Below are 12,834 nucleotides of genomic sequence, written 5' to 3'. Positions count from 1 at the left end.
CGGCCTCCGCCTCGCGCAGGAAGCCGATGATCTGTTCTTCGGAAAAGCGCTTCTTCACGTCCAATCTCCTTGTCGTTGAGGATTGGACTCCAAACCGTCGTGCTACTCAATCCCGGGGGGACGTCGCCCCCACAGTGGACCGGACAACCTTACGGCTAGCTGCTGGTTGCTGACGCCCCCCCCAAACAAAGGACTGGTTTCGATCAGCCTACACTCGACCGCTCGCGGCAGCGCCGACCGCGCGCAGGCAAAAAGGCCTCGAACCTGAGCGCCCTTAGTTCGTAGGGACGATCTCGGGCCTCAAACATTAAGAACGATTCGCTTGGTGAGCGCGGATGACATTGGAGGAACTGTGTGCAAGTGGCGACAAGGCCAATACAGGAGAGGATGCGAGCCGGCGTTTAGATGGGGTTCGTCCGCAGCTTAAAAAAAACACAACACCAACCTAATTCAATCCATCGACAGCATGCAAGACCCCAGTCAACCGAAGTGATTTGTTATTACACCAAGCCCGAAATTTCTCTGATGAACGCGGCGACATCAGACCTGCCGTCGTCCAACTCAACACCAAACTCTCTCGCAGATTGCTGCGCCAAACACTCCATGCCACCAAGAGCTTGGGCAACTTCGCTTATCAGCGACGCATCGCCACCCACAACAACCGTCTCAGGATCAAACCATAGAAGAACGGAGAAATCCCTTGAAACAAGATAATACTCCGGGCAAAAATCAATACGATCAATGAATTTCACATAGTCACACCAGTCACCCAACTCAGTCCACGGGAAACACTCGACCCCAACTGGCGATGTCAGCGCCGGTACAAACTTCAACGGCATCGCACCTCGTAAACCAAGTCCGAAGACAAGACTATCAAAAACCGCCCTCGGAACCCCAGGAGCACCATAAAGGTCACGATTCAATAAAATCCCCAACCACGTCTTGTCCTTGAATGGAAATCCTGGAAAATCTGAAAAACTCAACAGATCCTCGATTGAGTCTTTTACTCCACCATCCTGAGCAGCACTCATGAACTCTTCTCATATCGAGTGGTTTGAATAACCTTACCATCTGAATCACGGATTTTGATGGTTGGCGCACCTTTATGATCACTCTTTGTGCTTGTATGTTTGTCAGCCACACCACCACCTTTCAAGCTCTTTACCTCAGTGACGTTCCCATGTCGATCCTCATACGCCACTGGCGAAGTTGCCCACGCGCGTGGGTTGACCAAGCGCATCAGGTGCGTAGTCCACGGCCAGCCCGCTGGGCCAGACCTGGCCGGCCAGGTGACCATTGGCGTTGTAGCTGTACGCGATGGGCCAGTCGTACCACCCCGGCTGCGCCGAGCGCTCAACGGTCAGCAGGCGGCGTTTGTTGTATGCATAGTGGTTGTACGCCACCGTGGTGCCGGCATCGTTCAACACCATCAGCTGTGATGGCAGGCCGTCGGGCGCATAGGACCAGTCCGTATTGCCATTGCCATCAGGGAATCGAAGGCGAACCGGCCGGCTACGCACGTCGTAACCTCGCCATGCAGCACGCCCGCTGGGAATGATGGCCTCGGTGTTGCAGGTCGCCAGGCTGGGACAGTTCATGCCTGCCAGCCACATGCTCCCCTCGCATCGATTGGTTCACTACGGTGGCCAAGTACTCGTGGGTAGAGTGGTCGACGACGGTCAGCATCCTGAAACGTCGGCCATCAAACAAGGCGTCGCACCAGCTTTCAGGTGGTGGGTCAGTCACGAACAAGCCACTTCAACTCAGCAGGGCAGTGAACTACAGGGAGTCGACAGCGTTTGAGCGGCGGGGCGGAGGCCTAGGCGTTTCATCGCGACTTTGGCGAAGTCTACCAATTACGAGCCTTGCCTCTGCCTCATCAACTTCGTTGAATTCATACACATCATTGAGCTCAACAAGCCTTGATTCTGGATGGACGTCAAGGGTTCCGCTAATTTTGAAAAGACCGCTTGCGGCGGCAGGCTGATCGTACACCCTCTTGTTGAACTCGCGAATCCGGCCTACAGCGCCATCTGCGGGAGAAATCGCCCCCTGAAAACTGTAGAAGTTAAAGACGGGCTGCATGCACGATGGATTTATTAATATTGTTCCATGCTCAAGTGTTCCGTAGATGTATACATCCCGCACAGGCAGCTCGCGCGTTGGAACGCTCGATAGAACTGCTCTGCAGTAGGGATCTTCTATTGGAGAGTTCGAGCAACTGGTCAGTAAAAGACCCACGAAGGCGATGGCGAATTTATTCATGGCTCATATCCAGAGCAACCGCCGCCGCCACTCGCACAGGCTCCTTCCCAAGAGCGCTTTGCACCATCCCAAATAGCTCGCCGTCGATCCGCGAGCGACATTCCAGGTTGATTGTAGGCATTCCTAATGCCTAATGCATTCGCCATCGCGGAGCTCATGCCATAAGCATTTAGTTCCGTCACCATTCGTTCAATGCCTGTTGCAGGAAAGTAACTCGGCCGGGCGCCGGGCTGCATGCTGCCCCATTTATGCACTCCCTCATGACCAACAACCATACCCCCGACGACATCTGCTCTAAGCCCCGTTCTTGAAGCTACTCCACGAATCTGTTGAGCGTCAAGATCCATCCCGCCCTTGGAGAATTGCCCCAATACACCTTTGTCCAATGATGCAAGGTTTATCGTAAATCCGTTGCCGTCGCCGGGAGTACCAATCATATCTAGCACTTGCCCTAACTGAGTTTTAGCACTGCCGTCTCTCATCTTCCCATGTGCAACTGCTGCTGCTTTAACAAACGAGTCTGTGACGCCGGCATCCCCAACGCTGCAAGTCGCGCCATTATTAGTGCAGGCGTAGCGCCCATCAGGATCGATAAATCGATACGGATTGTTGTTGGCATACCAATATCGATTGAAAGCCCCAACAGGATTTCTGTAGGCCATCACCGGATCCACCGACAGAAACCTGCCGATCTGCGGATCCATATACCGCTGCTGCATGTAGCTCAGCCTGGTAGCCCCGTCCATGACGTGCCCGGTATACCCCGGCCCGTCCACCACCTTGCTGATCGGCGCTCCATAAGGCTCGTAGTGCGTCCGCTCGACCACCACACCCGCTTGGTTCGTACTTGCCACCGGACTTCCCAGCGCATCGGTATGCAGGTAGGTGATGGTTGCGCCTGCCGCGTTGTACTCACGCTGCGCGATCAGGCTGCCCGCAAGGTGCACGAACTCCCGACCCAAGCCCTTGGGTCCGTCGCTCTGGAAGACCAGACGGCCGTCCTGCGCATACTGGGAAAGTACGCTCCCGGCACCGGGAGTAAAGGTCAGTATCCGGCGTCCCAACGCATCATAACGATAGCTTTGACTACCCGTGACCTCCCGCAAGCGGTTGCCCAGATCGAAGCTGTGGCTGATGCCGTTCTTGACCCGTAGATTGCCTTGCGGATCGTAGGTGAGCCCCATCACGGTATTGCCCACGCCATCGCGCACATTGGTGAGCTGGTTGCGACTGTCGTACCAGTAGTGATGATCCTTGACACCCGGCAGCGTCCAGCTCTTCAGGTTGTCGAGCGCATCGTAGGTAAAGCGATGCCAGGAGTCTCCACCGAAATTGTTTGATCCCGCCGCGACCAGGCGGTCAAGGCCGTCGTAGTACATGTGGCGGTTGTAGAACGGCCCCAGCGCCAGGTCGAAGATGTCGCTGACGTTGCCATTCGGGTCGAAACGGGTATCGAAATCGAGCACGCCGCTGTCGGTGGTGCGCGCCGGCAGTTGGCGCTCATTCTGCTGCATCGAATGCACGATGCCGTTGCCATAGGTGAACTGCTTGATGCCGCCGTTGGCGTGGTAGCGCACGCCACTGGCGAAGTTGCCCACACGCATGGCCTGACCCAGCGCATCAGGTGCGTAGTCCACGGCCAGCCCGCTGGGCCAGACCTGGCCAGCCAGGTGGCCGTTGGCGTTGTAGCTGTACGCGATGGGCCAGTCGTACCATCCTGGCTGCGCCGAACGCTCAACCGTCAGCAGGCGGCGCTTGTTATATGCATAGTGGTTGTACGCCACCGTGGTGCCGGCATCGTTCAACACCATCAGCTGTGATGGCAGGCCGTCCGGCGTATAGGACCAGTCCGTATTGCCATTGCCGTCAGGGAATCGAAGGTGCACCGGCCGGTTACGCACGTCGTAGCCGCGCCATGCAGCACGACCGCTGGAGGTGATGGCCTCGGTGTTGCAGGTCGCGAGGCTGGGGTAGTCCATGCCTGCCGCCGACCAGACCAGGTTGCCGCCAGCGTCGTAGTCCATCAGCGTGGTGCCGGTTTCCGGCTCCACGGTCTTGCACAGCCGCTGATTGGGCGAGTAGACGTAATGCCGCGTGACAGATTGGCTGCCGTCGGCGCTTCGACGGGTAATGGCCTGCGGCTTGCCGAACAGGTCGCGCGCGATCTCGGTGACCGCTCCTTCAGGCGAATGAATCGATACGGGCGTATCGTAGGACGGCTGCCCGAACATCTGATACCGGGTCAGCGTTTGCTGCGCACGCGGATTGACCGTCTTGACCTGGCCACCGGCCAGGTAGTGCGTGGTGCTGACCAGCGGGCCAAGTTCGCTGCTTTGTTCGCTGGACGTCGCCCGCCCGAGCGCATCGTAGCTCTTCCACGTTCCCTTCGAAGGCACGGGGAATGCACCAGCCGGATACGACGCGAACGTCTCGCGCCCATCGGCGTCATGGGTGAACATCTGCAGCCGCTGGGTACCCGCCTGATCTGCAGCATCGTACTCCTGGGTGATCACCGGGCGCAGGAGCCCGTCAAAGTAGGTGATCTTCCTGGCATTGCCCGTCGCTACCGTCTGTCGCCAGTGCCCTGCCGGCACACCGTGTTCGCTGACCTGTATGTACTCAAAAGCCTGTGTGGTATCGCTCCACGCGACGCTGTCATCTTCCGGGTAGCGCACACGCGTGACTCGTCCCATGACGTCATGGTCGTAGCGCGTGATGTAGCCATTCTCGTCCGATACAGCCGTTATCCAGCCCGCATCGTTGACTGCGGCGGTCTTCATCGTCCCGTCGGCGTGGCGGATCCAGCGCGGAATCGAGCGCATCCACTGCTCAAGCGACGTGACATTGCCATTGCCATCGGCAACCGTGGCAACCGTACCATCCAGGTTGTAGGTCAGCGTCTGGGTCAGCTGCCCGAATGACCAGGTGTGCGCTGGACGCGACAACGCGTCGAAGTGCGTACGCGATACTTCCAGGCCGGTATCTGCATTGGTCACCACCGCCGTCTGCCCAAGGATCCAGCGATGGCGATCATCATGGAGCGTGGTGACGGTTGTCTGTGACATCCCCAGCGTGTTGTGCTGCCGCTCGCGCACTGGTCGCGCCAACGCATCGAACTGCTCTATCGTTGTGGAATAAGTGCTTCCCGCATCGGAGATCCGGGTCTCCCGGACAGGTCGCCACGTTGTACTGGCAAAGGTATCAAGCCGCGGCTGCGGACTCTCCCCGACCAGATACGGGAACGGCTGCGTTCCCATCTCACTGTTCGCCACGTAGGTGCTATCGGTAGTACGCACGGTGACGCCATTCTGTCTGACCTCCGTACGCAGCAGCTTTCCTTCATCTTCGTAGAAGTGGGTGCCGTAGGTAAGGACGGTTACAGACTGATCGGGCGCGGTAATTGCGCTTGTCTTGTGATATTTGCACCCGCCAAAGCGGCAGTCGTAAATCTGCGCGGCGGTCACCGGTGCATAGTCGTAGCGCCAGGTCAGATCGATACCACTACCCACGATGCGCTTGGCGCGCAAGGCCAGTGTGTCGAATCGTGCGGGCAGACCACTGGTGATCGTGTCTCCCGGCGGATCGGGGATGAAGTCATTCTGCCCGATGGCGGGGAATATGCAGTCAGGCATGAAGCCTGTGCGGCCATTCCGGACGGCACCAAGCGTGAACTCTCCGGTGACGCCCAGGGGATGCGTCATCCGCAGCAGGCTCGGCGTGTCCTTCAGTACCCGCATCCATCCACATGGAATGCTCTGATCCTGCACGAAGCGGCGGCGCCGCCCCAACTGGTCCTGGACGGATTCCTCGCGCGGGTCATAGATGATGCCGGCAACGCCGGAATGGTCGTAGGTCCACTGCCGGCCGTCGGGCTGGGTGACCCGCAACAGGATGCCCCAGGGGTTGTAGGTATAACTCCAGGTGCGCCCGTCTGCCTTGACCTGCGAGATCCGCCCTGATGCCCATACCAGGTCAATCTGGCGCCCATCACTGGCCTCGATGCGTGAAAGCTGTTTTCCGGCCCAGTGGTACTTCACCCAGTTGCCATTGCGGTCCTCTACCAGCGTCGGATAGAGGCGGATGCGGTCACGCATGAACACGTGGTCCACGACCTCCCCCAGCTCGATCTTTGGTTTGGCGAAGGGCTCGACCGGCGTCACTACCATCCAGTCGAAGTGGTACTTGCTGCCGTCAGGGGCGTGGGCGAGGAATCCTTCACCGGCATGCCCGCTCTTCAAGCTGGGCAGGCACGAGAGCATCCAGTTGTTGGATGTCAGCCACGGATACGTGCGCCCGTCGGTAGGTGGCGCGGGCGAGCCCACCGTGCGGAAGAGAATCTCCTGCTGGCCGGTCGAGGAGGTAAAGAGGTGATTGCCATGCCACAACTCGCCAGCATCAACCATCCCCATGCCATGAACGTAGGGAATATAGGGCGCTGCATATGCGACGCTTGTGACCGACGAGCAGCGCGCCATCGGCTCGGGGGTATGGACGTTCCATCCCGAGTAATGCTCGAAGGTCCCCCCCAGGTAGGGAATGTCGATGTCCCAGTCGCCCATCGGCAGGTTGGGAATCCCTTCGCCTGGCACCGCATACTTCCGCCCCAGCGCCACAGGCAAGTTGTTGTTGCCCGGAATGGAGACGTCGCTGACGGCGAAACTGAGCTCGCCCGTGTAAAGCTTTACGGCGTCGCCAAAGCGCTGCGGCCCTTCAGCCGTGATGCGCTCGCGCGATTTGATCAGCTTGGAGTATTCCTCCCAAGGCTGCGCGGCCCAGACTGGCTGCGTGAGGAGTACGAAGGCGCACAGCAGGGTCCGACCCGCCGCCCGAAGGAGAGGCTTCATAGGATGTGATTCCTTTCTGACGTTCCACGGCCTACCCACTCATTGAATTGAGTCGGACAGCCCCCTGTTACCGATGTGTCGTGCTGCTGTCGGCTCCCCAGTCGAACAGCATCGGGTCTGTATCACGGGTAGGCGAGCTTCACAATCTCGGAAGGACGTCGGTCGGGGCGTCCGCAACAAGACCAAGGTGTTCAAGCGCGTCGCCCGGCAGCACCGGGACGACGCGCTTTTTCTCCTGAAAGTCCGGGCAGCCCTCCCCGGCGCTGGGTGAAGGGCCGGTTTCGTCCCTTACCCCCCGGCCATCCATTTCAGGATCAGACCGGTCACATAGGCCAGGCCGGTACCGGTGGCATAGCCCACCGTGCCGAGCAGCACGCCCACCGGTGCCAGCGACGGATGGAACGCCGCGGCGACCACCGGGGCCGATGCGGCGGCGCCGATGTTGCCCTGCGAACCAATGGCGAAGAAGAACAGCGGCGCGCGCACCAGCTTGGCGACGATCCACAGCACCAGGATGTGGGTGAGCATCCAGATCACACCCAGGGCAAACAGCCACGGGCGGTCCAGCAGCGACATCAGGTCCATCTGCATGCCGATGCAGGCGATCAGGAAATACAGGAACACCGTGCCCAGGCGCGAAGCGCCGGCCGCTTCGAGTCGGCGCGCACGGGTGAAGCTCAGACCCAGGCCGAGCGCGGTGGACAGCAGCACCACCCACACGAACGGGCTGTCCAGGCTGAACTGGCTGGCCCAGCTGACGTTCTCCTTGAACCAGCCGCTGAGCGGCGCGGCAATCGCATGGGCCAGACCCACGCCGCCCAGCGCCACGCCGACAATCACCATCAGGTCGGTCAGGCTGGGAATGCGCGCGTTCTGCGCCTCGTAGGCGGAGATGCGTTCTTTCATCTCGTCGATGGCGCGGGTGTCGGCGCCGTTGCGGATGTCGATCTGCTTGGCGCGATTGGCCAGGAACAGCAGGATGGCCATCCACAGGCTGGCACAGGCCACATCAACCACCGCGAACTGGCCGAAGGTGGTGGCGTCGGTGCCGAACACTTCGCGCATCGCCACCATGTTGGCGCCGCCGCCGATCCAACTGCCGGCCAACGCCGCCATGCCCGTCCAGGTATCGCCGGCCACCGTTTCGGGGTGGATCCAGGACATCACCTGGAACGACACGATCGCGCCGAGCATGATGCCAAGCGTGCCGGCGCAGAACACCAGCAGCAGCTTGGGACCGAGCTTGATCACCCCCTTGATGTCGATCGACAACGTGAGCAGCACCAGCGCGGCCGGCAGCAGAACGTCACGGGCGATCGGGTTGTACAGCGTGGTGTTGTGCCCGTCGATCAGACCGGCAGTGTTGTAGATGGCCGGGATGAAGTAGCACAGCAGCAGCGCCGGGACCCAGGCGAAGATTTTTTTCAGGAGCGGGGTCGGGCCGCTGGCAGCCCAGAAAACAAGGGCCAGGGTGGCGGCAATCAGGCCGAGGCCGACGATGTCGCTGGTGATCAGGGCAGTACTGGGTTCGGTCGGCATGACGCCATCCTCTGTCGATCGAAGGGATAAAAAAAGCGCCGCATGTAGCGGCGCGTAGTGAGCTTAACATTGTCTTCACGACGGGCCGTGCCGCGGCGCAGCGTGGCCCGGGACGATCACGACGTCGACCAATCCGGCAGCGACGCGCCCAGATCGAGAATCACCCGCGTCCCGCGTGGCTCGCACGGCTCGATCTGCAGCGCCCAGCCAAGGTGCTCGCAGAGGCGGGCAATCAGCTCCAGCCCGATCCCGCTCTGCTCATTGCGGTAGCCGCGGGCCATGCGCGCGTGCACCGCGGCGATTTCTTCCGGACTCATGCCGTGCCCGGGATCCTGCAGCGTCACCACGGCCTGCGGCGAGACCTCGATGCGGATGGTGCCGCGCCCGCTGTTCTCGATCGCATTGCGCAGCAGGTTGCCGATCGCTGCCTGCACCACGCCGAGTGGCGCCACGATGTCCACCCGGGCCAGTCCACCGAGGTCGATGCGCAGGTCCTTGTCGCCCATCAGGTGGCGATGGTCTTCGATGATGTCCGGCACCAGCTGGTCCAGCGCGATGCGCTCGCCCAGCGCCGCCAGCCGGGCCGGATCGCGCGCCAGCACCAGCAGCAGCTGGATCAGCTGCTCCACGCCCTGCGCGGTGCGCCGCACCCGCTGCATCTGCTGCCGCGCCCGATCGGGCACGTCCGGCTCGCCCAGCGCGAGCTCGGCCGCGCCGGTGATCACCGCGATGGGCGTGCGCAGCTCATGGCTGGCGGTACTGATGAACACACGTTCGCGCTCGACGAACTGCTCGTTGCGCGCCAGGTAGTCGTTGAGCGCATTGGCGATGACATACAACTCCGAACTGCCGCGCGGATCCACTTCCACACGCTGCCCCGGCACGCCCGGACGCAGTTCGTCGATGCGGCGCGCCAGCGAGCTGAGCGGGCGCACCAGGCGGCCCACGCCGAAGGACGCCATGAGCACGGTGACAATGATCATCACCACGCCGGCCAGCATCACCCAGCGCGTGGCGAACTGCTCCAGCTCGTGGAAGTCGTTGATGTCCAGCACCAGCGCGAGACGGCCCAGATGGGGCGTTTCGCGCACCATCACCGCGCTTTGCCGGCCGCCGACCATGACCCCGTCGTGCAGACCCGGATGCAGCGCGCGCAGGCTCTCCGGCGCGTCGCTGGCGTCATTGATGTAGAACAGGCGCAGGGTGTCCGAATCCTGCCAGCGGTAGTGCGGCTCGTGCTCGATGTGGTTGACGATGCTGTCCAGTTCGGAATTGAGCAGCGCGCGCCATGCTGAATGTTCGGCATGCTCGTGCACGTAGTTGCCCACGCTGAACACCGCCAGTGAGATCAGCGCCAGATACCCCAGCAGCCACCACACCATGCGCCGGTGCAACGGTGCCGGCCGGCGCGTTGCACTACGCCATCTCATCGCTGCTCCCTGCGGCGCTGACGCCGAGTCGATAGCCCACGCGCGGCAGGGTGTGGATCAGCTTCTGCTGGAACGGACCGTCGACGCTGCGGCGCAGTTCGTAGATGTGCGAGCGCAGCAGGTCGCCGTCGGGCAGTTCGTCGCCCCACAGCGCGAACTCCAGCTGCTGGCGGGTCACGGCGCCCGGGCTGGCACGCATCAGCACCTCCAGCAACTTGCGGCAGGCCGGGTACAGGTGCAGCGTCTTGCCGTCGCGCTGCGCTTCCAGCGTGGCCAGGTCCAGGCGCAGGTCCGCCACTTCCAGTGCCTTGCGCGGGTTGCGGCCGTTGGCACGCACCATCAGCGCTTCCAGCCGCACCTCCAGTTCGGGCAGGGCGAACGGCTTGGTCAGGTAGTCGTCCGCACCGGCCCGGAACCCGGCGATCTTGTCGGGCAGCTCGTCGCGGGCGGTGAGCATGATCACCGGCACTTCCGAGCCGTGGTCGGCGCGCAGCCGGCGCAGCACCTCCGGCCCCTCCATGCGCGGCAGCATCCAGTCCAGCACCAGCGCATCGTAGGGGTGGGTGACGGCCAGGTGCAGGCCGGTCACGCCATCGGGGGCCACATCGAGCACATGTCCCCGCGATTCGAAATAATCGAATAGATTGGCGACCAGCTGGCGGTTGTCTTCGATGACCAGAAGCCGCATGGGGATACTCGGTGTGAAGGATCACGGCATGGTAGCGGGAACCACGTCGGAATCCGGTCGCAATACGATGCATTTCGACGCTTTTCCCACGCTGTCGGGGAGACAGTGACTGTTTGTTGTAGGGTCCGCGGATGCACCACACCTCACGTTCGGCACGCCTCTGGCGTCCCTTGGCCTGCCTGGCCATGCTGCTGGCCCTGGCGGCCGGCATCGGCCTGCGCCAGCCCTCGCCCCCGGATGAACCGCGCTTCGTGCTGGCCGCCCGCGCAATGGTCGATACCGGGCAGTGGCTGCTGCCGCACCGGGGCAACGAGCTGTACGCCGAGAAGCCACCGGTGTTCATGTGGATGCAGGCCGCCAGTCACCAGGTGTTCGGCGGCTGGAACCTGGCCTTCCTGGTCCCGTCGCTGCTGGCGGCACTGCTGACGCTGTGGCTGACCTGGGACCTGACCCGGCGCCTGTGGAACCGCCGCGTCGCGTGGTGGGCCGTGCTCGCCTTGTTCAGCTGCCTGCAGTTCGGGCTGATGGCCAAGCGCGCGCAGATCGATATGGTGCTGGTGGCGATGACCACCCTGGCCATGTGGGGTCTGCTGCGCCATCTGCTGGAAGGCCGCAACCTGACCGCACTGTGGATCGCCGGCATTGCCGCCGGCGTGGGCACGGTGACCAAGGGCGTGGGCTTTCTGCCGCTGCTGGTGCTGCTGCCGTGGGCGGTGTGGCGCTGGCGCGGCCGGGCGCTGGACCGGCCGGCCGTGCCGGCACGTACGCTGTGGTGGCTGCTGCCCGCCTTTCTGCTGGGCACGGCGGTGTGGCTGGCGCCCCTGGGCATCGCGCTGCTGAGCGACCCCGACCCGAGCCTGCACGCCTATGCGCGTGAGCTGCTGTTCAAGCAGACCGGCACCCGCTACGCCAATGCGTGGCACCACGTGCAGCCGGCCTGGTATTACCTGCAGGTGATGGCGACGTTGTGGCTGCCCGGCAGCCTGCTGCTGCCGGCCCTGCTGCCGGGCTGGTGGCGGCGCCTGAAGCGGCTGGACGGCCGCTACTGGCTGCTGCTGGGCTGGTGCCTGCTGGTGCTGGTGTTCTTCAGCGCCAGCCCGGGCAAGCGCGAGGTCTACATCTTCCCGATGCTGCCGCTGCTGTGCGTGGCCGCCGCGCCGCTGCTGCCCGGCCTGCTGCGCCGGGCCGGGGTGCGCTGGCTCCTGCTGGCCTACGTGGCGCTGCTGGCAGTGGGCGCGCTGTACATCGCCGTGAACCTGCACGGCGGCAGCCCGTGGGCGCACGCGCAACTGGCCCGGCGTGACATGCCCGACAGCCTGCTGCCGGTGCTGGGCAACTGGCTGCTCGGCTTCGGCGTGGTGCTGGCGGTTCTGGTGGTGTGGCTGCGCCAGCGCCGCGCCGGCCTGCTGGTGGTGGTCACCGCGGTCCTGCTCTGGAACCTGTATGGCTGGGGCCTGATGCCGACGCTGGACCCGTACAGCTCGGCCTCGGCGCTGATGCAGCGGGTCGGCCAGCGGATCGGACCGGACGCCGAACTGGGTCTGGTGGCCTGGCGCGAGCAGAACCTGCTGCAGGCCGATCGCAAGGCCGCCGTGTTCGGTTTCAAGCGGCCCTGGGACCAGCAGTGGCAGGACGCCGGCCCGTGGCTCGCGCAGGCGCCACAGACCCGCTGGGTGCTGGTGCTGGACGAGGCGATGAGCCCGTGCGTGGATCGTGCCCAGGTGATCGAGATCGGCAGCAGCAACCGCAACCGCTGGCAGCTGTTGCCGGGTACCGCGTGGCGCAGCGACTGCACCGCGCACCTGCCCAGTGATGCTGCCGACCCGGACACGGACTGAACCGATGACGCATCCGGCCGCCGTTTAACCCTGGGCCAACATTGCTCCGACCCCGCTCCGACACTGCGCTGATGACCATGACGCCGGATCATTCACCGGCTCCCGCGCCCATGTCCTCTGCGTTCCCCGCTTCCGTGCCGCACCCCCTTGCCGCCGCGCCCGCGGCGGTCGGATTCCTGCGCCGCCATCTGTGGTCCCCGCTGCTGGCCGCCCTGCTCGTCAGCGCGGTC

At 62.9% G+C, this 12,834-nt stretch carries 8 protein-coding genes; 1 reads left to right on the top strand and 7 read right to left on the bottom strand.

Annotation, left to right across the window (positions count from 1 at the left end; all coding sequences use genetic code 11):
• Window positions 1-500: 500 nt before the first annotated feature.
• The 7 genes from OC534_RS14365 to OC534_RS14330 all read right to left on the bottom strand — a co-directional run bounded on the left by OC534_RS14365 (window position 501) and on the right by OC534_RS14330 (window position 10,766).
• On the bottom strand, window positions 501-1,031 hold the full coding sequence (locus OC534_RS14365) for a hypothetical protein (RefSeq protein ID WP_262072015.1): 531 nt from the start codon (window positions 1,029-1,031) through the stop codon (window positions 501-503).
• A 159-nt stretch (window positions 1,032-1,190) separates the two neighbouring features.
• On the bottom strand, window positions 1,191-1,598 hold the full coding sequence (locus tag OC534_RS14360; RefSeq protein WP_262072017.1) for a hypothetical protein: 408 nt from the start codon (window positions 1,596-1,598) through the stop codon (window positions 1,191-1,193).
• A 181-nt stretch (window positions 1,599-1,779) separates the two neighbouring features.
• Complete coding sequence (locus OC534_RS14355) at window positions 1,780-2,265, bottom strand: hypothetical protein (protein WP_262072014.1); 486 nt, start codon at window positions 2,263-2,265, stop codon at window positions 1,780-1,782.
• Complete coding sequence (locus OC534_RS19310; protein WP_316044086.1) at window positions 2,262-7,109, bottom strand: RHS repeat-associated core domain-containing protein; 4,848 nt, start codon at window positions 7,107-7,109, stop codon at window positions 2,262-2,264. The genes OC534_RS14355 and OC534_RS19310 overlap by 4 nt, the downstream gene beginning before the upstream one ends.
• Before the next feature lie 288 nt (window positions 7,110-7,397).
• Entirely contained in the window at window positions 7,398-8,648 is a 1,251-nt protein-coding gene (locus OC534_RS14340) for a DUF819 family protein (protein ID WP_136003111.1), read from the bottom strand.
• Window positions 8,649-8,764: 116 nt separating this feature from the next.
• On the bottom strand, window positions 8,765-10,078 hold the full coding sequence (locus OC534_RS14335; RefSeq protein WP_262072013.1) for a HAMP domain-containing sensor histidine kinase: 1,314 nt from the start codon (window positions 10,076-10,078) through the stop codon (window positions 8,765-8,767).
• Complete coding sequence (locus tag OC534_RS14330; RefSeq protein WP_017356899.1) at window positions 10,065-10,766, bottom strand: response regulator transcription factor; 702 nt, start codon at window positions 10,764-10,766, stop codon at window positions 10,065-10,067. The genes OC534_RS14335 and OC534_RS14330 overlap by 14 nt, the downstream gene beginning before the upstream one ends.
• A 131-nt stretch (window positions 10,767-10,897) precedes the next feature.
• Between OC534_RS14330 and OC534_RS14325 the strand changes: the two genes are divergently transcribed.
• On the top strand, window positions 10,898-12,604 hold the full coding sequence (locus OC534_RS14325) for a glycosyltransferase family 39 protein (protein ID WP_136003109.1): 1,707 nt from the start codon (window positions 10,898-10,900) through the stop codon (window positions 12,602-12,604).
• The last annotated feature ends 230 nt before the right edge of the window (window positions 12,605-12,834 follow it).

This window comes from Stenotrophomonas sp. Marseille-Q5258 (genome assembly GCF_946900935.1).
Lineage (GTDB): Bacteria > Pseudomonadota > Gammaproteobacteria > Xanthomonadales > Xanthomonadaceae > Stenotrophomonas > Stenotrophomonas nematodicola.
The sequence above is the reverse complement of the archived record's forward strand: the minus strand, read 5'-3'. Positions and strand labels throughout refer to the sequence as shown.